Source organism: Acidisoma sibiricum (genome assembly GCF_057837225.1).
In genome coordinates this window covers 1,747,617-1,772,347 of the sequence record NZ_CM174445.1, presented here as the reverse complement: position 1 = coordinate 1,772,347, position 24,731 = coordinate 1,747,617, and the positions used below count along the sequence as shown (strand labels likewise).

The 24,731-nt window shown below is 63.9% G+C and carries 12 protein-coding genes; 7 read left to right on the top strand and 5 right to left on the bottom strand.

What is annotated here, in order from left to right; translation table 11 throughout:
• Positions 1–7: 7 nt before the first annotated feature.
• Positions 8–583: a hypothetical protein gene (locus AC3G7M_RS08455; protein ID WP_489215598.1), complete on the top strand. Its 576-nt coding sequence runs from the start codon at positions 8–10 to the stop codon at positions 581–583.
• 470 nt (positions 584–1,053) lie between these two features.
• Here the strand turns inward: AC3G7M_RS08455 and AC3G7M_RS08450 are convergent, their stop codons facing one another.
• Positions 1,054–13,251, bottom strand: a complete 12,198-nt coding sequence (locus AC3G7M_RS08450) for a beta strand repeat-containing protein (RefSeq protein ID WP_489215596.1) — start codon at positions 13,249–13,251, stop codon at positions 1,054–1,056.
• Positions 13,252–13,840: 589 nt separating this feature from the next.
• On the opposite strand from AC3G7M_RS08450, the gene AC3G7M_RS08445 reads away from it, so the two are divergent.
• The 3 genes from AC3G7M_RS08445 to AC3G7M_RS08435 all read left to right on the top strand — a co-directional run bounded on the left by AC3G7M_RS08445 (position 13,841) and on the right by AC3G7M_RS08435 (position 16,514).
• The gene (locus tag AC3G7M_RS08445; RefSeq protein WP_489215594.1) at positions 13,841–14,194 is read left to right on the top strand and encodes an MGMT family protein; all 354 of its coding nucleotides are present in this window, start codon (positions 13,841–13,843) and stop codon (positions 14,192–14,194) included.
• 308 nt (positions 14,195–14,502) lie between these two features.
• The gene (locus tag AC3G7M_RS08440; RefSeq protein ID WP_489215592.1) at positions 14,503–15,351 is read left to right on the top strand and encodes a hypothetical protein; all 849 of its coding nucleotides are present in this window, start codon (positions 14,503–14,505) and stop codon (positions 15,349–15,351) included.
• 134 nt (positions 15,352–15,485) lie between these two features.
• A complete protein-coding gene (locus AC3G7M_RS08435; protein WP_489215590.1) occupies positions 15,486–16,514 on the top strand; it encodes a LacI family DNA-binding transcriptional regulator in 1,029 nt (342 codons plus the stop codon).
• A gap of 13 nt (positions 16,515–16,527) precedes the next feature.
• On the opposite strand, the gene AC3G7M_RS08430 is transcribed toward AC3G7M_RS08435, so the two are convergent.
• Both AC3G7M_RS08430 and AC3G7M_RS08425 read right to left on the bottom strand, forming a co-directional pair.
• A complete protein-coding gene (locus AC3G7M_RS08430; protein WP_489215588.1) occupies positions 16,528–16,998 on the bottom strand; it encodes a hypothetical protein in 471 nt (156 codons plus the stop codon).
• A 5-nt stretch (positions 16,999–17,003) separates the two neighbouring features.
• The gene (locus tag AC3G7M_RS08425; protein WP_489215586.1) at positions 17,004–18,725 is read right to left on the bottom strand and encodes a SulP family inorganic anion transporter; all 1,722 of its coding nucleotides are present in this window, start codon (positions 18,723–18,725) and stop codon (positions 17,004–17,006) included.
• A 175-nt stretch (positions 18,726–18,900) separates the two neighbouring features.
• Between AC3G7M_RS08425 and AC3G7M_RS08420 the strand changes: the two genes are divergently transcribed.
• Positions 18,901–19,731, top strand: a complete 831-nt coding sequence (locus AC3G7M_RS08420; RefSeq protein ID WP_489215584.1) for a universal stress protein — start codon at positions 18,901–18,903, stop codon at positions 19,729–19,731.
• Between the two features lie 19 nt (positions 19,732–19,750).
• The gene (locus AC3G7M_RS08415; RefSeq protein ID WP_489215582.1) at positions 19,751–21,478 is read left to right on the top strand and encodes an HAD-IIB family hydrolase; all 1,728 of its coding nucleotides are present in this window, start codon (positions 19,751–19,753) and stop codon (positions 21,476–21,478) included.
• A gap of 46 nt (positions 21,479–21,524) precedes the next feature.
• Here AC3G7M_RS08415 and AC3G7M_RS08410 read toward each other — a convergent pair whose 3' ends face one another.
• Together AC3G7M_RS08410 and AC3G7M_RS08405 are read right to left on the bottom strand one after the other, a co-directional pair.
• Positions 21,525–21,995 (bottom strand): CBS domain-containing protein, encoded by a 471-nt coding sequence (locus tag AC3G7M_RS08410; RefSeq protein WP_489215580.1) that lies wholly within the window; start codon positions 21,993–21,995, stop codon positions 21,525–21,527.
• 88 nt (positions 21,996–22,083) lie between these two features.
• Positions 22,084–23,850 (bottom strand): bifunctional aminoglycoside phosphotransferase/ATP-binding protein, encoded by a 1,767-nt coding sequence (locus tag AC3G7M_RS08405; protein WP_489215578.1) that lies wholly within the window; start codon positions 23,848–23,850, stop codon positions 22,084–22,086.
• On the opposite strand from AC3G7M_RS08405, the gene AC3G7M_RS08400 reads away from it, so the two are divergent.
• On the top strand, positions 23,849–24,646 hold the full coding sequence (locus AC3G7M_RS08400) for a sulfite exporter TauE/SafE family protein (protein WP_489215576.1): 798 nt from the start codon (positions 23,849–23,851) through the stop codon (positions 24,644–24,646). The two genes, AC3G7M_RS08405 and AC3G7M_RS08400, sit on opposite strands and share 2 nt — an antisense overlap.
• The last annotated feature ends 85 nt before the right edge of the window (positions 24,647–24,731 follow it).

Genomic DNA, 24,731 nt, shown 5'->3' with positions numbered 1-24,731 from the left:
GAGACCAATGACAGACAGCCGGGCCGTCCGTTTTCCCGATGACGCCGAGATGCGTGAGGCATTCGAGCGTTATGCAATGGCCGTCGGTGGCGTCGCCTACATCTGGAACCGGCTGCACGAGACATTGGGGGAGCTATTTGCCGCGATGATAGGCGGCGAACGGGAGCCCGCGATGTCAGCGTGGTATTCGATCAGGAGCGACTATTCCCAGCGTCGCATGCTCGAAGCGGTCACTAAAGCCCGCACCTCCTGGCCGCCTTATTTCGATCTCCAATCAGAAATTCTTTGGGTAGTTAGGCAGGCTGATAACCTTGCGGAGGAGCGCAACAACGCCATTCATGCGCCCGCCGTTCTGTATGTTGGGGCAAACGAGGCCAAGAATGCCGAAATGGGGGCATTCTTTATGAATGGAAATCCCCGCGCAAAAAAACTCACCGGCAAAAATCTCCTCAAAGAGTTTAAGCGCTGCGAGGAGTGGACCGAGGCGCTTCAGTCTTACGCCACGGCGGTCATGGCCGCTGGAACTTTCCCCGCGCAGATAGGTCTTCCGACGCGCCCTGCCCGTCCCATCGCTGATGAATGATTACTACGAAAAACTCCTACGAAGCCCTTGCAGGGCACCTAAAAACTCTGTAGCAATATCATATGGTTACGGACATCACTGACACAAAAACTCAGTTTCCAGGTCCCCCAGCCAGCTCACCCAGAGCGCTGTGAAATTCCGTTTTTACGGATCAGATACCCAACGTCTCGCACCGGCTTTGGTGCCGCAGACATCCCCGATCAACCGCGGACGCAGGCGCCTGGCGAGGTCTGCGTCAGGCCTGTGAACCCACGCACCCCACCAAACCTCACTTCCCGGACATTCCGCGCCATCGTTGTTAATTCAACAATATTGCTGATGACATCGGCGCGACGACCATCGAACAAGGACATGTGGATGTGGGATCAATCCGCAATCTCCCGGTCGTGACAGACGCTCCTCAGACAACGGCCTGAAGATCCCGCAGACTGCCTGCGTGATCTTCAGCCGATGTTCAGCGTTTGCGCGGCTCAGAAGATCTTGTGGTCGAGCCCGATGAAGGTGATCGACGTGCCGTCGGTCAAGGTCATTACGTCATTGCCGTTCACAAGGGCTTCCGTCGGCACATTGGTGAGGCTGTAGCCATAGCCCTCAAAGGCCAGGTTATCCCCGGTGTGGAAGTTATAGATCGTCTCGGTACCGCCGGCATGGCCTTTGACGAAGCCGAAGACGTCATCGCCGGAGCCGCCCACGATGGTGGCGGCGCCAGAGCCGCCGATGGCGCTGGATGCCCCCGCATTCATGGTAACCGATACCGTGCCGCTATTGCCGAGCGGATTGGTGAAGTATTCCTGCGACTGCGTGCCCGTGCCGCCGGTCAGCGTCGAATTGCCAAGCCCGGCGACGAAGCTGGTCGTGCCCGTATTGCCATTGGACCCCGTTTCCAGCGTCTGGCCGGCGCCGCCGATCAGCAGGGTGGTGCCCGATCCCCCGGTCAGCGTGACCGCGCCAAAGCCCGCACCGCCCACGGTGGCGCCGCCGGTGCCGCCGACAAAATCCAGCGACCCGCCGCCGCCGCCCGCGACCGACACGGCCCCCGCGCCACCATCGACCGTGGTGGCGCCACCCCCAGCGGTGATGGTCGCCGCCCCGGTGGCCGGACCCTGAATGATCGCGCTGCCGGTGCCCGTATCCAGAACCGAGCCGCTGTTCAGGCTGGCGGACAGGATCGAGTCGCTGACCGAAACAATGGCACTGCCCGCCTGCTCCACGGTGGAACCAGCATTGCCGATCACCAGACTGGCGCCCCCATTCAGAACCGCGCTGGTGAGCACGCCGCCGGAGAGCACCGTTTCAGTGCCGCCGCTGGAGATCGTCGTCGAGATCGCGACCGCGCCGGAGACGACCGTTTCGCTGGCACCATCACCGATGACGGTGTTCAGCGCCGTGCCGCCGGAGGCGACGATGAGGCTGCCCCCGCTGCTCAGCACCAGACCGCTGACGATGGCGCCGGAGGAGACGACCTCCGTGCCGCCGCTGCCCAGTATCGTGCCGCTGGCATTGCCGCCCGAGAAGACGATCAGGCTGCCGCCGCTGATGATCACGGTGCTGAGGGCGGCGCCGGAGGCATAGACATATTCGACGCCGCCGCTGCTGATGACGCTGGCAATGGCAGTGCCGCCCGAGGAGACATATTCAGTCGCGCCGCCGGAGATAACGGTGGCGAGGCTGGTGCCGGCCGCCGACAGAACAACCGCGCCGCCCGCATTGACCGTCGTGCTGGTCGTGACGCCATTGGAGGCGACCGCTTCCACCCAGCCGGAACTGACGGCCAGGCCGGAAGTCGCACTTCCCTCCCCGATAACCTCGCCGCCCGAGGAGAGGGTGACCCCGCCGAGACTGACGCTCGCCCCTTCAGCCCCGGTCAGCGCGAAGGCCGTGCCGCCACTGCCGAGGAGGAAACTGCCGCCGCTGGCAACGGAGGCGCCGCTATCGACACCGCCGGAGGAGACGACCTCCGTGCCGCCGCTGGCGACCGTGGTGCTGAGCGCCAGGCCGCCGGAGAGGACGGTCTGCACGCTGCCGCTGCCGACGGTGGCACCGGCTTCAGTACCTCCGGCAAAGACGGTGGTGCTGCCCAGGGCGCTGACCACGGTGCCGCTGGCGACGCCGCCGGACGAGACCACCTCACCGCCGCCGCTGCCGACCGTGGTGCTGGTGGTGCTGCCGCCGGAGACGATGACCTCCGTCCAGCCCGAACTGACGATGAAGCCGGAAAGCGCGCTGCCTTCGCCGATGATCTCGCCACCCGAGGAAAGATAGACGCCACCCAGATTGATGCTGGCGCCGGTGGCCGAGCTGTAGCCGAACACAGTGCCGCCACTGCCGAGCACGAAACTGCCGCCGCTGCCCACGACGGCGGCACTGGCGACACCGCCGCCGGAGACGATTTCGGTGCCACCGCTGCTGGTGACGGTCCCGATGGCGGTGCCGGCATGGCCCACCAGTTCAGTGCCGCCGCTCAGAATTGTGCCGCTGGCGACACCATTCGCGGGGATATAGTAGTCGGCGACGACATTAGCCTCGAACGCTGCCGCAGACACGATCTGCAGGCCGCCACTGAGGACGACGGCGCCAATGGCGCTGCCCGCGGAGACACGCTCGGTGCCGCCATTGCTGACGGTCGTGCCGATCGCGGTGCCGCCGATCAGCCGCTCGGTGCCGCCGCTTTCGACCACCGTATTGCTGGCGAGGCTGCTGCGAATGAGAATGTCCGCGCCGCCGCTGCCGATATCCGTGCTGCTGACGGTGCCCCCGCCATAGACGGTTTGATAACCGCCATCGCTCACGCTTGCCCCGACGGCGACGCCGCCGGAGAAGACCAGCTGGCTGCCGCCGCTGGCGATGGCCGTGCTGGTGGCGGTGCCGCCCGCGGAGACGATTTCAGCCCAGCCGGAGCTGACGACAGTGCCCGACCCGCCGCTGCCCTCGCCGACGGTCTCGCTGCCGGAGGAGAGATAGACTGGACCGAGATTGACGCTGCCATCGCTGCTTGTGAGATCACCGATAGCGGTGCCGCCGCTGCCAAGTACGAAACTGCCACCGCTGCTGACGGTGACGTCAGCCTCGATGCCACCCTGGGAGACGGTCTCGATACCGCCGCTGAGGATGGTCGCGCTGATATCGATGCCGCTGAGGTAAATACGCCCGCTGCCGCCAGCATCGATGATGCTGTCGCTTGAGACGCCGCCGAAAACGACGACCTCCGTTCCGCCGCTACCGATATAGCTGCCGCTCAGCAGGCCACCGCCAATGGCGCCCACCAATCCGCCGCTCAGCACGGTGACACTGGTCACGGTGCCACCGGCGGAGGCAACGGCGATGCCGCCGCCGCTGACCGTTGTGCTGGTCGCATTGCCGCCACCGGAGGCGACCTCCGTCCAGCCGCTGCTGAGGGTGAAGCCGGAGGTCGCACTGCCCTGGCCGATGACTTCACCGCCCGAGGTGAGATAGACGCCGCCGAGATCGATGCTGCCACCGAAGCTTTGCTGGACATTAAACAGGGTACCGCCACTGGCGAGCAGGAGGGCGCCGCCGCTGAGTACATCGCTCCCGCTCGCGATGCCGCCGGTGGAGACAATCTCAGTCCCACCCTGGCTGACGACCGTGCCGATGGTCAGACCGCCGGCGGAGACGAGTTCGGTGCCACCCTGACTGACAATGGTGCCGATTGCGGTGCCGGTATGGCCCACGACCTCGGTGCCGCCGCTGAGGATGGTTGCACTGGTGACGCCGCTCGTGGCGAGAATGGTGTCCACCACAAAGCCCAGGGTGAGAGACGAGACAACCTCCAACCCGCCGCTGAGCACAACCGTGCCGACAGCGGTGCCCGCGGAGATACGCTCGGTGCCACCGGCGGTGACCGTCGTGCCAAAGGCCGTGCCGCCGATCAGCCGCTCAACCCCGCCACTTTGCACCAGCGTGCCGCTGCCGATACCGCCGCTGGCAAGGTTGATGGCTCCGCTGACGAGGTCCGCATTGCTGATCGTGCCGCCGCCATAGACGATTGCGATGCCGCCGCTTACGGCGGTCGTGATGGCGAGGCCGCCGGAAGAGACCCGTTGGCTACCGCCGCTCGTGACGACCGTGGCGGTTGCGGTGCCGCCGGCAGAGACGAGTTCTGCCCAGCCGGAGCTGACGATAGTGCCGGACCCGCCGCTACCCTCACCGATGGTCTCATTGCCAGAGTAGAGAAAGACCTTACCGAGATTGACATCGGCGCCGGTATTGGAGAGGAGATCGAAGGCCGTGCCGCCGCTGCCGAGCACGACGCTGCCGCCGCTGAGCACATCCGTCCCGCTGGCGATGCCGCCACCGGAGACAAATTCAGTACCGCCGCTGGTGACCGTCGTGCCGCTGGCGGCGCCGCCCTGGACCAGGATCTCGCTGCCCCCGCTGTCCAGGGTTGTGGCACTGGTAATGGCACTGATGGCGACAACTTCGGTGCCACCTGCTGCCACCTCCGTGCCGATGGCAGTGCCGCCAAAATAGGCGAGCGCGTAGCCGCTGCCTTGCACGACGGTGCCGCTCGCGACGCCACTGACCACGACAATCTCGGTCCCGCCGCTGCCGACCGTGGTGCTGGTGGCAAGGCCGCCAGAAATGACACCGAGGCCGCCGCCACTGAGAATGGTCGTATCGCTGGCGACGCCGCCGGAGGAGACAATCTCTGTGCCGCCGCTGGCGACGATCGTGCCAAGCGCCGTGCCGCCTGAGCCGATGACTTCCGTCCAGCCGGAGCCGACGATGAGGCCGGACGTGACAGTGCCCTCACCGATGATCTCACCACCCGAGGAGAGATAGACACCGCCGAAGCTGACATTTGCTCCCGCGTTAGAGGTCAGGCTGATCACGGCACCGCCGCTGCCGAGCACAAGGGTGCCACCGCTGCTGACATCTGTGGCGATGGCGGTGCCGCCGCTGATCCATTCGGTGCCGCCGGTTTCGACCAAGGTGCCGCTCGCGATGCCACCCGAGACGATATCCTGCGTGCCGCCGCTGGCGATGGTGATGTCCGTCGCTGTGCCACCAGCGCCGACATATTGCCGCCAGCCGGCACTGACTGTGGTGCCGGAGGCGCCACTTCCCCCGCCGATGGTTTCCAGGCCAGAGGAGAGATAAACCGCGCCGAGATTGACGCTGCCGTCAGTGTTGGTGATGTCGCCAAAGGTAGTGCCGCCGCTGGCCAGCACGAAGCTGCCGCCGCTGCTGACGGTCGCGCTGCTTTCAACCCCGCCAGCAGACACGATCTCCGTGCCGCCGCTCAGAATTGTGGAACTGGCCGCCACGCCGCCGGAGAGCACAACCTCCGTCCAGCCGGAACTGACGGTGAGGTTTGCCGCGTTATTGCCTTCGCCGATGATTTCTCCACCAGAGGAAAGATAGACCTGCCCGAGATCGACAGTCGCACCCGTAGCGGAGATGGTGTCGATGACGGTGCCACCGCTGGCAAGGTCCAGGGTTCCGCCACTGCTGACGACCGTGCCGCTCGCGATGCCACTGTTGATCTGCACGCCACCGCTGGCAATCGTTGCAAGAGCATCGACGCCGCCGACCGAAATGACTTCGCTGCCGCCACTGAGCACAAGCGTTCCGCTTGCGGTTCCGCCATTCAGCAGACTCTCGGTTCCGCCATTGCTGACAATGGTGCCGATTGCCGTGCCCGTGTGGCCCACGATCTCAGTGCCGCCGCTGAGGATGGTGCCGCTGGTGACGCCATTGGTGGCGATGGGTGCAAAGACAACAAAGCCGAGGGACGGGGACGAGACGACCTCAACCCCGCCGCTGAGCACCACCGTGCCGACAGCGGTGCCCGCAGAGACGCGCTGGGTACCACCGGCGCTGACCGTGGTGCCGAAGGCAGTGCCCCCGGTCACCAGCCGCTCAACCCCACCGCTTTCTACCACCGTGCCGCTCGCGAGACCGCCACGGGAGGCGGTTTCACTTCCGCCGCTAGTGATATCCGTAGCGCTGGCGACGCCGCCGCTATAGACGATTTCGCTGCCGCCACTGCTGATAATCGTGCCAAGGGTGGTGCCGCCGGCGGAGGCGTACTGGATGCCGCCACTGATGATGATCGTGCTGGTCGCCGAGCCAGCTTCCCCAACATACTGGACGAAGCCAGAGCTGACGATAAAGCCTGAGATGGAACTGCCCTGGCCGACAATCTCACCACCCGAGGAGAGATAGACGCCGGGGATAATGATGGTTCCATCATAGGACGAGATGTTTACCGCCGTGCCGCCGCTGGCCAGTACGAGGCTGCCGCCGCTGTTCAGCAATGTGCCGCTGGCGATGCCGCCGCTGGAGACGATCTCCGTCCCGCCGCTATTCACCGTAGAACTCGTAGCGGTGCCGCCCTGGAGAATGCTCTCGCTGCCGCCGCTTTCAACGGTCGTGTAGAGGGTGGCGCCTGCGCTCGCGACAATTTCGGTACCGCCGCCACTCACATCCGTGCTGATGGCGCTGCCGCCAGATGAGACGGCCAGGGCGCCACCACTACTGATGGTGGTGCCGGTGGCTGTGCCACCGGACTGGACCACTTCCACCATCCCGGAGCTGACAACCAGGCCGGAGGTGCTGCTGCCCTTGCCTATAATCTCACCGCCCGAGGATAGATAAACCAGCCCGAGGTTGACGTTCGCTCCGGTATCGGAGGTGAGGCTCATCAAGGTGCCGCCGCTGCGCAGAATGAGGCTGCCACCGCTGCTGACCGTTGTGCCGCTGGCGGTGCCCAAAACCACCTCAGTTCCGCCGCTGCTGACCGTAGCGCCGAACCCGATGCCGGAGGTAGAGATCGCTTCGTAGCCCCCACTTTGAATCGAGGCGCTGATCGACACACCTGCAGAGACAAGGATTTCCGTTCCGCCCACCGCCACGATCGTGCCCAACGCCGTTCCAGCGCGGTTGACCAGTTCAAGGCCGCCGCTCAGAACCGTGCCGATAGAAATGCCGGACGGATACAGATCCAGAACTGCACCGCGATAGACGGTCGCGCTAACGGCCGTGCTGGCGGAATACACACTCGCAATACCGCCGCTCAGAAAGATGTCGCCGGAAGTGATGCCGCCGCTCAAAACAATTTCGCTGCCGCCATAGCTAACCGTGGTTGCGGTCGCGATACCTCCAGACCCGACCAATTGGGTCCAGCCGGAGCTGACCGTTAACGCGGATGTCGCATTGCCCTCGGCGATGATATTGTCCCCGGAGACCGTTCCCTGGACAAGGTAAACAGCGCCGGCATCGATCGTCGCTCCGGCGGCCGAGGTGACGGCCAACACGGTTCCGCCGCTGGCGAGCACAAAACTGCCGCCGCTGCTCAGCAATGTCCCGCTGGCGATGCCGCCGCTGGAGACGATCTCGGTCCCGCCACTCATGACGATGCTGCCGCCGTCGGCCCCGCCGGCGGAGACCATCAACGTTCCTGCGCTTACAACATAATTGCTGTAGCCGGTACCGCCCGAGGCGATGATCAGCGTACCGCTGCCGACGGTGTTGTAGACGGCGGAGCCACCGGCGGAGGCGATCTCGGTGCCGCCGCTGCTAATATTTGCGCTATCACCGGTTCCGCCGGAAGAAACGACGACGGTGCCACCAAGGACAATCTGGAGATCGCCGAAACCGCCTGAGAAAACGGTCTCTGTTCCATTGCTCAGGATGGTTGCGCTGATGGCCGTGCCGGCGGAAGAGACATTTTCGTTGCCGCCGCTGCTGACGATCGTGCCACTCGCGACCCCTCCAGAGAGGACGAGTTCCGTCCAGCCGCTGCTGACAATGACCCCGGCCGGCGTATTGCCCTGCCCGATCACCTCATTGCCGGAGGCGAGGTAGACCGAGCCTAGACTAACATCCGCGCCCGACTGGAAATACGTGCGGTCGATCAGCGTGCCGCCGCTGGCAAGAATGAGAGTGCCGCCACTTAAGATATTTTCCGTTTGGCCGATGCCGCCCGAAGAGATGACCAGCGTGCCGCCCGAACTGACCGTTTCGGAAAAGTCTGTTCCCCCCGAGGTGACAATCGCTATGCCTGAACTAGTGACATGGTCGTCGTCTGCGACACCACCGGAGGAAATGATCCGCGTTCCACCGGACTGAACATAGTCATCGTAGCTGGAGCCGCCGTTGCTGACGATCTCCGTCCCGCCCGTAAAGACGGACTGGCCAATGCTGCTGCCGCCAGAAGATAGAATAAGCGTGCCGCCGGAACTGACAAAGTCCTGGTCACCGTAGCCACCGGCGGAGATAATCAGCCTGCCGTTGGCATTGACATGATCATACAAAGCTGTTCCGGCATAAGAGACAAGGATCGTGCCGCCGCTGCTGACATGGTCGAGATAGCCCGTGCCGCTGGCAGAGACGATTTCGGTGCCGCCGGTGCTGATAACGGTGCCGCTTGTGAGGCCACTCATGCGGATATCGACGACACCGCCGCTGCTGACGGTCGTGCTGATCGCAGTTCCGCCGGCAACGTCTTCGGTACCGCCACTGAGCACAGTGGTACTGACCGTGGTGCCGGAATAGGCTTGCTGCAGGCCGCCGCTGCTGACGACCGTGCCACTGGCAATGCCGCCGATATCGACATATTGAGCGCCCCCGGCGCTCGTCACCGTGCCGCTGGCCACGGCGCCTGAGAAGACATATTCGGCGCCGCCTGAACCCGTCACCACCGTACTGATTGCGCTCGCGCCAGAAAAAAGGGACTGATCACCGCCAGCGCTAATCGTGGTGCCGATCGCAGTGCCGGCGGAGACGGACTCGTAGCCACCCGTGCTGATGATCGTGCCGCTGGTCAGACCGCCAGAATACACCGTCTCATAGCCGCTGCTGAGAGTTGTAAGGCTGGCCGCACCACCGGCGAAAATATAGGCATTCCCGCCGCCGAGTACAGTTGTGCTGACCGCAGTGCCCAAAACGACCTCGAAACCCGCGCTGCTGATCACCGCACCGCTGTCGATACCGCCAGAATAAATTGATTCGTTGCCACCCACATTGATCGTGCCGCGTGCCACGCCACCAGCGGAGACACTTTCCACCCCGCCGATATTGGTCGTGCCGCTTGCCACACCGCCGGACAGGATGACTTCGCTACCGCCACTGAGAACGGTGGCGCTGGCAAGGCCATTGGATAGAATCTGAGTGCCGCCGCTGTTGACCACCGTGCCGCTAGCCTGGGCAAAGGTGTAATAGACGCCGCTCACGAGCTGCGTTCCGCCACTCTGCAACACCGTACCTGAGGCAGTGCCCTGAGAAATGACTTCCGTCCCGCCCGCACTCACCACCGTGCCGCTGGCATTGCCGATGAAGATCAGCTCGGTGCCACCATTGCTGACGACATCGCCGCGCGCTGTCCCATAGACGAGGTCGAGACCGGCGCTGAGCGTGGTGGTGCCGCTTTGCACGCCGTCGACAGTCGCGGTGCCGCCGCTGCCGATGACCGCGCCAATGATGCTGCCCTGAGGACCGACATTGAGCAGAGCACTGCCGATGGTCGTGCTAATCGCGGTGCCGGAATTGAGGACGTTTTCCAGGCCACCATTGCTGACGATGGTGCCGCTGGTCACGCCACCTGCCGACACAAGCTCCAGAGCCCCCCTGCTGACAATGGTGCCGCTCGCCGTGCCGCCCGAAAAGACGGTCTGCTGACCGCCGCTGTTGACGAAACTACCGCTCGCGGTGCCGCTCGCGGCGACGATTTCGATGCCGCCGCTTGAGATGAGTGTGCCGGACGCCGTGCCCCCGGAGAGCAGTTCGATGCCGCCTGAGGAGAGGGTCGAGGCGCTTGTCAGACCGCCGGAGGAGACAAGAAGCGTGCCGCCGCTATCGACATAGTCACTAGCTGTACCGCCTGCGGAGACAATGATTGTGCCGCCGGGGCCGGCATAGTCGTTGTGGCTGGTGCCACCAGACGACACGATCACAATTCCACCCTGCAAGGCGAAGTCGTAACTGTCTGACCCGGCGGCGGAGAGGATCAGCGTGCCACCGCTGTCGATCGGCTCCTCCATCACAAAGCCGCCAGAGGACACCAGAACCGTGCCACCGCTGAGGACCGTGTCGCCAAAGCCCGTACCGCCGGAGAAGACGATCTCGGTTCCACCGCTGCCGACGGTGGTGTAGCTGGCAACGCCATCAACGACCAAAGTCACGCCATTGCTCGCCGCCAGGCCGCTGGAGGTGATACCCCGGGCAATCACCTCCGTTCCGCCGGATAGGATCGTCAATCCGCTGGCTACACCACCCGCGAGAACGATAGTGCCGCCGCTGCCGACGATGGTACCGCTTGCGCTGCCGGTCGACGAAACGATTTCAGTGCCGCCGCTGCTGACCACGGCCCCACTGGTAACGCCGCCCATGCGGATATCGACGATACCGCCGCGGCTGATGGTCGTCCCGATCGCGGTGCCGCCAGCCACATCTTCGGTGCCGCCACTGAGGACAATCGTACTGATCGTGGTGCCAGAAAAAGCTTCCTGCACGCCGTTGCTGACGACCGTGCCACTGGCAGTGCCAGCAGAATCGACATACTGGCCGCCGCGGGAAACAATCACGGTGCTGCTGGCAATGGCGCCCGAAAAGACATACTCCGCTGCGGCAGAACCCGCCACCACCGTATTGATGGCGGTAGCACCAGAGAAGAGAGACTGCTCGCTGGCGAGGATCGTCGTGCCGATGGCCGTGCCGGCGGAGACGGCCTCGTAACCGCCGCTGATGATTGTGCCGCTGGTCAGACCGGCCGAAAAGACGGACTCATCACCGCCGCTGCCAAGGGTTGCAAAACTCGCCACACCAGCGGACTCGATAGAGAGACTCCCGCCACTGAGCACAGTCGTGCTGATTGCGTTACCGGAGACATCCTCAAAGCCCGCGCTGCTGATGACCGCGCCGCTATCCACAGCGCCTGATTCGACAGTCTCGTTACCACCACTATTGATTGTGTCGCGGGCCACAGCACCGGATGTGACGTTCTCGATTCCCCCGATGTTAGTGGTGCCGCTGGCCACGCCGCCCGAGAGTACGATTTCGATTCCACCGATATTAATCGTGCCGCTCGCCACGCCGCCGGAGGAGATAATCTGAATGCCGTTCCTACTCACCACCGCACTGATGGCGGTGCCACCGGGATCGATAATTTCAGAGCCGCCCGAATTGACCACCGTGCCGCTGGTGATGCCAAAATCAACGAACTCGCCACCGCCGGCATTGACCGTGGTGCTGACCGCGGTGCCGGCCAAAACTTCGCCACCGCCGGCATTGACCACGGTGCCGAAAGTGGTGCCACCGGAGAACATCAGCTCGAAGCCGGAATTGATCACCGTGCCGCTGGCGATGGAGCCCGACTCGACGTCGAGGTAGCTACCGGAAAGGAGCGTGGTGCTGATGGCGGTGCCGCCCGAGACATATTCCGAACCGGCGCTGAGCACCGTGCTGATCGTCTCACCACCGGCATAGACATATTCTGAACCGCCGGAATAGGCGATGGTATGGACCGCCGTGCCGCCGGAGGAGACGATTTCGCTGCCGCCATGCAGCAGCGTGCCGCTGGCCGTGCCACCCGCATAAACGATATCGCTGCCGGCGGATGAGGTGTTGGCGACGCCGCTCAGGATGGCGCCCTGCAGCAGGCCGCCGGAGGAGACGATGGCCGAGCCAAAATTGCTCAAGACCGTGGCGCTGGCCACGCCGCCCGCGAGAATGTCCAGCTGACCGCCGGAACTGACCACGGTGCTGTTGTCCGCACCGCCGGCGACAAGTTCCGTGCCGCCGCTATAGACGATATTGGCTGCACCAGTGCCGCCGGAGGAGATGATCAGGCTGCCGCCACTGACCCAGATGGTAGTGCCAGTGCCGCCCGAAAGGACGAGGATCGTGCCGCCGCTGCTGACATTGTCCTCGCTTGTGCCACCAGAGGAGACAATGACGGTGCCGCCGCTGACAGCGAAACCGCCGCCCTGGCCAAAGCCGCCAGCGGAGATGATTTCGACGCCGCCGGAACTGAAGGTCGCACTGCCTTGCGTGCCCGCGGAGGAGAGGATGAGCGTGGCGCCGCTGCCGACGAGGGCACCCCAGCTGTAGCCTCGGGCGGAGACGATGACGGTGCCGCCACTGAGTACCCTGTCATAGTAATCCGTGCCGCCGGATGACGCGATAATAGTGCCGCCGCTGCTGACGGTGGCGGTGTAATCGAGACCGCCTGAGGAGATCACCTCCGTCCCGCCGCTGAGCAAGGTAGTGCTGACGATACCACCCTTCGAGACCGTGATGAGGCCATCGCTGGTGACGCGGTCGCCGGTTGCAGTGCCGGCCGAAGAAACGATCACCCCGCCACCATTGCTGATGATCGTGCCGCGATCGCTACCACCGGAGGAGATGACCTCCGTGCCGCCTGCGCTGACCACGGCACCGCTCACCACGCCTAAACTGGAGACAGTGATCAGCCCCCCGCTAAGGATGGTATCGCCCGATGCGCTGCCCGCAGCGGAAACGATCAGGTGTCCGCCATTGCTGATGGTGGCGCTGTAATCCTTGCCGCCGGCGGAGACGATTTCCGTGCTGCCGCTGAGCAGCATGGTGCTGACCGCACTGCCACCGGACAAGACGATCAATGCATCGCCGGAATTGATCGTTAGACCGCTACTGGTGACGCCACCGGAGACAAAGACATTAGTCATGAGACAGGTCCATCGCTTCTAGCCGCCGGTTCGACGCATCGTCCCACGAAGCGATGGAATCAGCCGATACACGGGCGCCTGCTCGCCGCGGCTGCGAGCAGCAGCGCGGAGGCTAAGATAACCCATTGTGCCGGCTGCCTGACCCTTCGATCTCGGACGTTCTTACTTTGCCGTAATAACTAGGACCATTCATTGTTTCAAGTCAGTTAAGGTGTCTAGAACCGCCCACGATGTCAGATTTTTCAGCTGATGACGGATCATAGAAAGGCGGAAGGATCAGCCAGTATCGTTTTTTGTGCGTCGCAAAAAACAATCCTGGCGCAAACGTCATGTGCCACCTGTTAAGAAATCTATAAATGATCGTTGATGGAGAAAATTAGCGTCATAGCGAACCGCAGCGGCCCATGTGGCCGCGCCAAGCTGACACACCTGGGAGAATAGCGCACACCCGGCGGATCAAGGCAGCCGCCCGTCATTGACCCTGTTCCTTGCCCGCGGTCAGGCCGCCGCCTGTGCGGGAGGGTCGTCGCGCCAAGAGCTGGGATACGGTGTGAAGCGCTCCATATCCGCCATCCCATGAAAGACAACGATGCCGCTCAAACGCAAACAGGTACCGCTAGCCCTTCTGCAAAGCGATGACGCCGTCACCGCCATTTGCGCTGTCATACGCCGGATTCCCGCAGGCTGGGTCGCCACCTACGGCCAGGTGGCTGCAATGGCCGGACTGCCACGACGCGCGCGTCTTGTCGGCCACGTGCTGCAGAATATGGAGACCGGCGCAGACCTTCCGTGGCACCGTGTCGTCAATGCAAAGGGAGAAGTATCCTACAGCTCATCACGCAGTGGCAGCGATGCAGATCAACGACGGCTGCTGGAACAGGAAGGCGTGGCATTCGACAAGAACGGCCGCTTCAATTTGGAGCGATTTCGGTGGCGGGAGTGAGCGTCTGCTTCATTCGTCATGAAAGGATCACCGATGTCCCTGCAGTCTGTCCTCGCTAGTTCTGCTCTGCCAAGAGTGATAGGCTGGACAGGGATTGATGATTTGAGGTGACTTTGTCCGTGCCGTCCCGTTCGCTGTCTGATACGCCACCGCCTGACTTGTCCGCCGCACCTTTGCCGCATGGTGCAAACGCGCAGCACCCGTCAGTGAGCTGGCTTTTGGCGGGCGGAGGTGAGAACGCGCCGTGGCGTGAGTCCCTGACGGATCGGGAACCCATAGGCTCTGAGCGCCGGGCCGATGGGCCGCGTTTGTATCGGGTGGCTCTGGCCGGGTTTCTGGTGGTCGCCCTGGGTGGGATTGCCCTCCTGACACTGCCTTCCCTGCGGATGAGCCTGTTTTCCGCGCCACCCCAGAAGCACCATGCCGCCGACAAGACCTTGGCGGCCTCCACTGCGCCGGCCGTGAGGAGCACGGCACCGCCCTTCCCTGCCCCTGGACCGAAGGTCATTCTCGTCGGCCCGGCCGAGAAGGCGATTTCTTCGACGCCGCCCGTGATTGCAAGCTTACCGCCACCAGAGCAGACGCCGCGCTCACCTGCGCCACAGACCATGCGGACGCAAACACCCCAGGGCGGGGCGCCCAAAGCCGCCACCATCCCGATACGCACGATGCCGGAGCCCGCGCTCGCGCGGCCGGCAGCCACAATCAGCCCCGTCCGCGTGCCCGCGCCGGCCACCCCAACAGTCGCAGCCGCCGCGGGCGCGCCAATTGCTTCAGCCCAGCCCGTTGCCGGCAATACAAGCACGGTCGTGGCGGCCGCGGCGGAACCGTTCAAAGTGCGACTGACCTATACCGCGGACGAGACGCAGAAGGCCGAAGCCTTGGCGCATCAGCTCCAGCGGCAAGGGCTGGAGATCACCAGCATCCTCATACCCCCAACCACCGGCCGCTGGCCCGGTGTCGCCTTTTTCTTCCCAAGTGACCGGGACGAAGCCACGGCAATCGCGCGGCAACTGACAGACATCACCGGGCGGCACGAGCATGCGCGCCTCAGCGACCGCCATCCTTATCCGAAAGCGGGGACCATCGAAGTCTCTCTGCTCAAATCCGAAAAGCCCAAGACCCGGGCGGAGCGAAAACGGATTCATGCCGATTGAGCGGCATGCTGAGGTCTTGTTAAGCCGCTGCCGAGACAGAGCCCTGCTTGCGCAGTGCCGGGTGGCGCTGCTTTAAGGGTTTGCGTGCCCCTGGCTGCTAGGTTCAGGGACGCGGGGTGGACAGGAATAAGACCATGGCACGGAAGGCAACGATCCGAGATGTTGCCGTAGCGGCAGAGGTTTCCGTCACCACCGTGTCGCGCTACCTGAACGGCGCGATGCGCCTGCCCGCCGAGACGATGCGCCGCATCGACGATGCCGTCGCAGTGCTGCGCTATACGCCCAATCCGCTTGCCCGCTCGCTCAGCCGCGGCAAATCTGAAACGATCGGGCTGGTTATTCCAGACATCGCCAATCCCTTCTTTGCCCGGCTGGCGGCGGCCGTCGAAGCGACCGCCGCGGCGCGCGGCTATGGCGTGCTGCTGTGCGTGACGCTGAACGATATCGACCGTGAAATCGACTATATCCGCCGGATCGAAAGCAAATATGTCGATGGCATTCTGTTCTGTACCAACCATCCTGACGATGGCCGGCTGCTGAAGGCGTTGCAGGACGTGCCATGTTTCGTCCTGGTCGACGAAGACATCACAGGCGCCGATGTTCCAGGCGTCTTCGCTGAAAATCGGCAAGGCGCACGGGAAGCGACCACGCATCTGATCGCGGCGGGCCATCGGAAGATCGCCATGCTCTCTGGCCCGAAGAATTTGCTGAGTGCCGAGGAGCGCAGGCTTGGCTTCCTGGACGCCATCCGGGAGGCGGGGCCAGGTCATGATGCGGTCGCCGTCTTCGACTGCGCCTATACCGTGGAAGCGGGCGAGGCGGCGGCCGAGGAACTGCTGCGGCGGCACCCGGAGACGACCGCTGTCTTCACCGGCAGCGATGAACTTTTCCTTGGTCTGCTCAAGATATTTCGCCGTCAAGGCATCCGCATCGGAGACGAAATCTCCGTCGTCACCTGCGACGACGTCGAGCCCTTGGCGCTGTTCCAACCGGCGATCACCGCCTTGCGTCAGGACGTGACGCTGATGGGCCAGCACGCCTTGGACCTACTGATTGCAGCGATCATGCGGATGCCGATGCCCGCCCGGCAGATCCGGGTTCCCATGGAGCTGGTCCGCCGCGATTCAGTGCGCCCACCTCGGCAACAGGCACTGCTGCGATAGGCTGGGTTTGGCGTCAGGACACGACGCTGGCGCAGGCCGAGGGCTGCGCCGGCGTCGTTTGACGCACCAGGGCGAAGGTGGAGCACCCAGGTCCGTCAATTGTGCCGATGAGGCGATTGGCGTCGATCTCCTGCCCCGTCAGGCCGACCGTCACATAGCCTGCAGGCTGGCGTCGCCAAAGACCGGCCGTAAGCGTCACGCGATGCTCTGGATCGATCACGCCCGCCATCTCGAAGCAGCCTTGCGATACCGCGGGATTGGCGGCGACGGGGTAAAATTCAAACAGGCCCTGAAGCCTGCCGCCTGGCTGCACGAGCAGCGTCAGCGTGACACCCGTCATCCCCTGCGCGCAGCGATAGGCGCCGCGCCAGACTTCCGTACGGGTCAAGGCAGCCTTGGCGGCCGGAGCAACGCTGATCAGGGCGAAAAGGGCGAGACAGCCCAACCGCAATGCCAGAGACGATAGCTTTCGTTGTGTTACCATATTCACTAACTCATTCCTCGCTCATCAGCCACTTGCGGGGCATGGCGCACGGCATCATCGACGGTGTGAAACACGTTTGCCGCGCCGATGCGGGCGATCAGGCCGGTGCGCTGGGCTGCATCCTGCGCCTTGCCCGCGGCGAGCCGGGCCAGGGTCACGGTGATCCCTCTCCGCTGCAGGCTTTGGACCGTCGTGGCCAGAATTTGCGCGCCGGTATAGTCAATCTCAACCACGCCGCTCGCCTCCAGCACCACAAGCCGGAGCGGCTGCGGGGCTTTCCCAATCATGGCGTCGAGCTGCCGGCAGATATAGAGCGCATTGGTGAAATTGACCGGGGCGCCGATGGCGAAGACCAGAACGCCGGGAATGGTCTCCGCCTGTTCCCCCGGGCTTGGCGGCCACCAGACCGTGGTGCCCGGCAGATGCGCGAGCTGGACAGATCGCGGACGTGCGACGCCATAAATGCTTTGGAGGAGCGACAGCGCGATGCTGGCCAGCATGCCGATTTCGATCGGCAAAAGGATGACGAGCACGGCGCTGAAGCCGACAAGATAGATCTCAGCGCCACCCTGGCGCGCGATGGCCAGGATCTGCCGCAACCGGAACAGGCGGATCGCAATGGCGATCAGAATGCCGGCCAGGGCCGATTGCGGCACCAGCCGGAAGAGCGTGCCGCCCGCGAACAGCAGCATGAGGACCAGTGCCGCGGAGGTGAGCGAGGCCGCCTGAGAGCGGCCACCACCCGCGACAATAGCTGCTGTTCGCGGCGGGCTGGCATTGACCGGGAAGGCACCCGCGAGACCGGCCAGGATGGAGCCGAGACCGATACCCACGAAATTCGGCGCAACCGACGAGAGCGGGTCCTCGTCCTGGGTAAAGCTGCGCAGTACGGTGGCCGTCTGCATCATACAAATAACCGCGATGATCAGCGCCAAAGGCAGGAGACGCAGAATATTGGCGGGGGACAGAGCGGCGAAAGCGGGTGCCTTCAGCACCAGACCGGGCAGCGCCTCCATCATCACGACGCCGCTGGCCTGCAGATGGAACAGATGGACGGCCGCGACACAGAGCAGGACCGCCAAAAGCGCCCCCGGCAGACGGGGTGCCAGCCGCTCGGTCAAAAGCGTCGCGGCACAGGAGCCAAGTCCCAGCGCCACAGTATAAGGATTGATGGCGCCGAACTGGTGCAGCAGCGCGCCGAGATTGTGCGGGGTGGCGCTGCCCAGGTCCGTCACACCCAGAAGCGGCGGTAACTCAGCGATGACGATATGGACGGCAATGCCGGCCAGGAATCCGGTGGTGACGGGGATGGAGAGAAGATCCGCAATCCAGCCTGCGCGAAACAAAGCGGCAAGCAGAAGGATGACGCCGACCATGACGGCAAGGGCTGCAGCCAGCGCCTGATAATTCACCGAGCCCACAGCCGCCAAAGCCACCAGACTACCCGCGATGATCGGCGCGATGGTGGAATCGGCGCCTACCGACAAAAAGCGGTTCGCGCCGACGACCGCGAAAGCGACCGTCGCTGCGATAAAGGCGATCAGCCCGGTTTCCGGCGGCATCCCGGCCAGGCGGGCTGTCGCGATCTGCTCCGGCACGGCAATCGCGGTGAGCAAGATGCCGGCCGCGAGGTCATGCGGCAGCCAGGACAGACGGATGCCGCGCAGACCTGCAAAAGCCCAAGGATAGCGGGGCTTTCCAGGCCCCTCGGCGACATCCACAGTCACGCCTACCTCCCGCCCGTCACGTCCGCCGCTGATACAGGATGTGACCGCGGGACGAGCGCGATGCGTGACAGACTCCCCCGCCATGAGCAATCGCCCCTGGCTGTTTGACCCCGGTCAATGCAGGGCGCAGCGTCAAGGTCGAGAAGCAGGATCGCCGCGACAGGGGACAAGATCCATGACCATCACCTCCATGCTTGTCAGTCTTCAGCTGGGCCGGAGCAACGACGCCCCGCTGAGGGTGGCCGCCGGGCTGGCCGCCCGCTTTGGCGCCCATGCCGAGGGCATCGCACTGTGCCAGCCGATCCATATCTCCGCGAGCGACGCCTATCTCGTCTCCGACCTCGCGGTGGAAGATCGGGAAGAACGGCTGCAGCAAATGGCGGTGGCGGAAGCCGCTTTCCGACAGGCACTGACGGGGCGAGCCCGATCAACCGCTTGGCATGCCGAGATCATCCTCTCCAACCTATCCGCCGCAGTCGCGACGGAGGCGCGCGGCCATGACCTGATCGTCGTTGGCGCCGAGATATCGCATCCCTTTTCCGACCCGGTGCCACCGGTGCATCTCGGCGATCTTGTTCTGCAAGCCGGACGTCCGATTCTGGTTGTGCCGGCGGCGGTTGAAACCCTCGCGCTGGACCATGTCCTGCTCGCCTGGAAGGACGGCTGCCCCGCTCGCCGGGCCGCGGCGGATAGTCTGCCCCTGCTCAGGAGTGCCAAGCGTGTCACGGTCGCCGAGGTGGTGCCGGCCGCCGACACAGCCGAGGCAGAGAAGCGCCTGCGCGCCATCGCGGTCTGGCTGTCCCGGCACGGCATTCATGCCGAAACAAAAGTGCTGGTCGAGACCGGCGAGGATGCCGGACGGCTTGCCGCCCTGGCCCAGGATCTGGGCATCGATCTCATCATCGCCGGCGCCTATGCCCATAACCGGCTCCAGGAGCAGATTTTCGGCGGCGTGACGCGCAGTCTGATGGCGCAGAAAGAGCGCTGCATCCTCCTCTCTCACTGAGGCGGCGGACCCAAGGGCGATGTATTTCCTGGCACTCGCGACCGATTATGATGGCACGCTGGCCCATGACGGCATCGTGGCGCCGCAAACCCTGGCCGCACTACGCCGGCTCCGGGCCGGGGGACGACGCATCATTCTGGTGACGGGACGGGAAATCACCCACCTGAAAGCGGTGATGCCCGACCTGTCGGTCTTTCACCACATCGTCGCGGAAAACGGAGCCTTGCTCTACGATCCGGCGACGGGGCGGGAACGCCTTCTGGGCCCTCCCCCGCCCGCCGCCTTCGTGGACCGGCTGCATGCGCTGGGGGTTGCCCCGCTGTCGGTCGGGCGCTGCGTCGTCGCAACCTGGGAACCACAGGAAGCGAAGGTGCTGACGGCCATACGCGAGCATGGGCTGGAGATGCAGATCATCTTCAACAAGGGCGCGGTGATGGTGCTGCCGCCCGGTGTCTCGAAAGCGTCTGGGCTGGAAGCGGCCCTTGGCGCGCTTGGCATTTCGGCCAAGAACACGATGGGCGTGGGCGACGCCGAGAACGACCATTCCTTCCTCGCCATCTGCGGTTGCGCGGCCGCGGTCGCCAACGCCTTGCAGCCTCTCAAGGATGGCGTGGAGATCAAACTCGCTCGCGATCACGGCGCCGGCGTGGTGGAATTGATCGAGCGTATCGAGGGGGAGGACGCGCAGCTTGCGCCGCTGGAGAAGCACGGGATCGCCATCGGCCAGGATAGCGCCGGCCGCACCGTCTTTTTAAGCCCGACCGCCGGGCATGTTCTCCTCGTCGGCCCCTCAGGGAGCGGAAAATCGACTCTCGCGACCAGCATCACCGAACAGATGGTGGCGCAGGGGCTGAGCTTTTGCGTGATGGACCCGGAAGGGGATTATTACGAGTTGGAACACGCGGTGTGTGTCGGGAGTGCTGCGGGCCCACCCAATATTCACGACGCGCTGACGCTGGCGCAGGAAGCCCAGGTTAATCTGGTGATCAATTCACAGGCTTTGAAGCTCAGCGAACGACGGCAGCTCTTTGACCGGCTCATCCACGAAACCGCGCTTTTGCGGGAGGCCAGCGGTCGGCCGCACTGGCTGGTATTGGATGAAGCCCATGAGGTGGTGCCGGCCATCAGCACCCAAGGCCGGCCCGACCTGCCGCGCAACGCGCCCAATACGGTGTTCGTCACCATGTATCCCGAATCGCTGGATGCCGAGGTCCTGCGGGCGACGGATACCCTGCTTGCCTTCGGTAACAATCCGGCCCAGTTCCTGGAGGGCTTTGCCGAGACGACCGGTCACGCCTTGCCGGCGGACCTGCCGCGCCCCGAAAACGGCGATCTGTTGATGTGGCATCCCAAGCGGGCCGAGCCGCCGTTCATCGTTCATCCCAGGCCGCCACTTCAGCAGCATCAGCGCCATATCGGCAAATACGCGACCGGCGATGTCGGCGCCTGGCATAGTTTTTATTTCCGCGGCAGCAACGGGGGCATCAACCGCGCCGCCCGGAATGTCTATGAATTCATCGAAGAGGCTGACGCGATCGACGACGCTGCGTGGTTGTATCATCTGCGCGCAGGCCACTATGCCGCGTGGTTTCGCGATGTGATTCACGACGTGGCCCTGGCGACCGAGGTCCAGCAGATCGGCCAGGATGCGGCGATCACCGCGCGGGACAGCCGGCGCCTGATCAAGCGGGCGATCTGGCGGCGCTATGCCGCCCCTTGCGAGCGCGTCTATCCCGAGGGGACGTGACACAGCCGAGCGAGCGGGCGTTAATCTCCCCACTCGCTCGCCTACGTCAGGACTCGGCGTCAGGGTTATTGGCCAAAGCTTTGACGATGTCCGCGCGCGACACAATGCCGACCAGATGACCGTCATGAAGGATCGGAATACGCTTGATCTTGCGGTCGACCATCAGCTCCGCCAGCTCGGAAAGGCTGGTCTCTTCCGTCGCCGAAATGACGTCTTTTGTCATCAACTCATCCGCATGACGGCCGGTTTCCTTCAAATAGTCGATGAAGTCTTGAGACAGGCTGTCTCCTTCGGCCAGGAGATCCAGCCACCGTGTGCGCCGTTGAACCGCGGAACGGCGCAGCGGCAGCAGAATGTCGCCTTCGCTGATGATGCCAAGAACGTGATCTTTATCGTCGCAGATGGGAACGGCGCTGATCGCGTGTTCCACAAAGATCTTTGCGATCTGACGGATGGTATCATCCGGCGCGGCCGTTATGACGTTGCGGGACATGATATCCGAAGCCTTGATCGCCATGATTTCCTCCCAGGGGGGTTTAGCACGCGTATTCCTACCACATCCCCGCAGCACGCCCTTGATTTGCCGCAAGGGCTGCGGGATCACGTCAGGGAGAGACGCGGCCATGGCGGGTGGTGACGAGACTCATGGCCTGGTGCAGCAGGCGGGTTCGGTCTTGCCCTGAATCAAGGCGTGGCCACCCGATCCGCCCGGTATCGGCCTGCAGCTGGGAGGCCACGACCGCTGCGGTCGCGTCCGATGCGTCCCCCTTGCGGGCAGAGACCCGCGAGATCAGCACCGCCGCAGGCGCTTGCAACCACAGGCCGGCAAAGGGCACGCCAAGACTGGCCGCCAGGTCTGCCGTCGCCTGCCGCTCGGCGGGGTTGCGATGGGTCGCATCGATGATGACCGCTTGCCCGGCGCGCAGAGCCATCTGCGCATATCGCCGTAGGCGATCATACAGGGCGGCTGTGACCTCCGGCCGATAGGCATCCGCACCCAATGGCGCGGTCTCATCGGCGCCCAAAAAACGCTTGCGTTCGACATCGCTGCGGAGGTGGACTGCCCCTGGCGGCCGGCCGATTGCGGGCGCCAGGGCCTGAGAGAGCGCGGTCTTGCCCGTCCCCGAAAGACCGCCCACCGCGATCAGCCGCGGCTGGCTTTCGACAAGACAGGCGGCTGCCGTTTCGGCATAGGTTCGGATTGCGGAGAGGATTGCGGTGTTTGCCGCGCCGAGCGCGCTCTGTGCCAGCAAAACCTTGGCGCGGATCGCAGCGCGAAGCGACATGAACAGGGGCAGCGCCGCCAGCCCCTCCAGTTGCAGATCATACTCTTCCCCCGGCGCATGGACGAGGTAGCGATTGAGCAGGAGATTTGCCTCTGATCGCAAGCCGCGCTCCCACAGATCCATGAGTAGATAGGAAAGATCGTAGAGCACATCGCAGGTGGCGATGGCGTCATCGAATTCGATCGCGTCGAACAGGACCGGTGTGCCGGCAATGCTGACGATATTGCCGAGATGCAGATCGCCGTGGCATCGCCGCACGAAGCCGGCGGCGGCTCTTCGCCGGAGGAGCCCCTGGATTGCCGCAAAGCGGCGGTGCAGCCCTGACGCCAAGGCGGCGGCCAGATCGGGCGCGATCACGTTCGGGGCGGCGGCGAGAGCGGCTGCGGTTTCCGCGATCACGCCTGCGAGCTGGCTCACCGCATCGAGATTGTTCCGCACCGGGGCCAAATGGTGGGACCGCACAACCGCTTTGGCGAGGAGATCGATCATGGCGGCAGGAAGATTACCCTTCTCTGACAGGCGATCGAGCGTTGCCTGTTCATCGAAACGGCGGAGATGCACCGCCCATTCTACGATATCGCCGTCACCACCCAAGGCAAGGCAGCCATCCTTCAACGTCACCGGAACGACACCAAGATAGAGATCAGGCGCATTCGTGGCGTTCACATCAAGCTCGGCCAGGCAAGCAGCTTTCCGCTTAGCCAGGGTTGAAAAGTCAAGATAGGGGTAATGCACCGCGCGCTTGACTTTGTAGACATCTGCGCCTGCGAGGAAGACAGACGCGCAATGCGTGTCCATCCGCGTCACCGCAGCACCATGATGCGTCGATGGATTTTGCAGAAAGGCGAAGACTGTCTCCTGGCTGATAGCGGTCGTTTCTGCCATGCGCCTCATCTTACACAGGAAGTTGGGTTTGATACCCAACCAATCGCATCCCTCGATTACGAGGCTGCGCGGCAGAAAGCCTTGATCCTTATCAAGAGCGTCTGCCAGAAGACGACCGCCCTGTCCTATTCCCCGAAGCCGCGTCTTCAGGTAACGGCAGATATGGCACCTGTGACGTCGCTTGGGAGACTTCCGCATCATGGCTTTCGTGCATACCGGCCTATTCTCCCCGGCCTATATCGTCTCAGGTCTGCTGGTCGGCGTGCTTGTTGGCCTGACCGGCGTCGGCGGCGGGTCGCTGATGACGCCGCTGCTGGTGCTGCTGTTCGGATTTCACCCTTCGACTGCCGTCGGCACCGATCTTCTGTTCGCGGCCGCCACCAAAACCGTCGGCACATCCGTACATAGCGCCGGCCGTTCGATCGATTGGGAGATCGTCGGCCTGCTGGCCATGGGCTCGATGCCCGCGACCGTGCTGACACTACTCGCCATCGCCCATTTCGGCACGACCAGCCACACCGTGACCTCCGCGATTTCTCTGGTCCTGGGGGTTGCGCTGCTGCTGAGCGCGATCTCGCTGATCGCCAAGGACTGGGTGCTGGGGCTCGCCCTCAGACGCAATCCTGATTTTGGACTCCACACGTCGCGCGGCCTGACCGTTCTGGTCGGCTTCGTGGTCGGCATCGTGGTCTCGATCTCCTCGGTCGGTGCCGGTGCGCTCGGAACGATCGCCCTGCTTTTCCTATATCCGCGGCTGCCCGTCGTCCGCATCGTCGGCTCGGACATCGCCCATGCCGTGCCGCTGACCTTGATCGCGGGAATCGGCCACTGGTATCTGGGCGCCGTGAATTTTCCGCTGCTCGGGTCGCTGCTGATCGGCTCCATTCCGGGGATCGTCGTCGGCAGTCTTTGCGCCCGGCATGCGCCGGAAGCCTATCTCAAGCCTGCGCTCAGCCTGGTACTTGTCCTGGTTGGCATCAAGATGCTGACCAGCTGAGACCGCGCTAGAGTTTGTCAGAGCACAAACTCTAGCTATTTGAAGCAGGATCTGATTCATGGCTTGGTTGGATCGCTCACGCGGT

What these genes read in the sequence shown, in the direction of transcription:
- AC3G7M_RS08455 (WP_489215598.1), top strand. Translation starts at nt 8, where the DNA reads ATGACAGACAGCCGGGCCGTCCGTTTTCCCGATGACGCCGAGATGCGT.
- AC3G7M_RS08430 (WP_489215588.1), bottom strand. Translation starts at nt 16,998, where the DNA reads ATGGTAACACAACGAAAGCTATCGTCTCTGGCATTGCGGTTGGGCTGT.
- AC3G7M_RS08405 (WP_489215578.1), bottom strand. Translation starts at nt 23,850, where the DNA reads ATGATGCGGAAGTCTCCCAAGCGACGTCACAGGTGCCATATCTGCCGT.
- AC3G7M_RS08400 (WP_489215576.1), top strand. Translation starts at nt 23,849, where the DNA reads ATGGCTTTCGTGCATACCGGCCTATTCTCCCCGGCCTATATCGTCTCA.
- AC3G7M_RS08435 (WP_489215590.1), top strand. Translation starts at nt 15,486, where the DNA reads ATGGCACGGAAGGCAACGATCCGAGATGTTGCCGTAGCGGCAGAGGTT.
- AC3G7M_RS08445 (WP_489215594.1), top strand. Translation starts at nt 13,841, where the DNA reads ATGCCGCTCAAACGCAAACAGGTACCGCTAGCCCTTCTGCAAAGCGAT.
- AC3G7M_RS08415 (WP_489215582.1), top strand. Translation starts at nt 19,751, where the DNA reads ATGTATTTCCTGGCACTCGCGACCGATTATGATGGCACGCTGGCCCAT.
- AC3G7M_RS08420 (WP_489215584.1), top strand. Translation starts at nt 18,901, where the DNA reads ATGACCATCACCTCCATGCTTGTCAGTCTTCAGCTGGGCCGGAGCAAC.
- AC3G7M_RS08450 (WP_489215596.1), bottom strand. Translation starts at nt 13,251, where the DNA reads ATGACTAATGTCTTTGTCTCCGGTGGCGTCACCAGTAGCGGTCTAACG.
- AC3G7M_RS08410 (WP_489215580.1), bottom strand. Translation starts at nt 21,995, where the DNA reads ATGGCGATCAAGGCTTCGGATATCATGTCCCGCAACGTCATAACGGCC.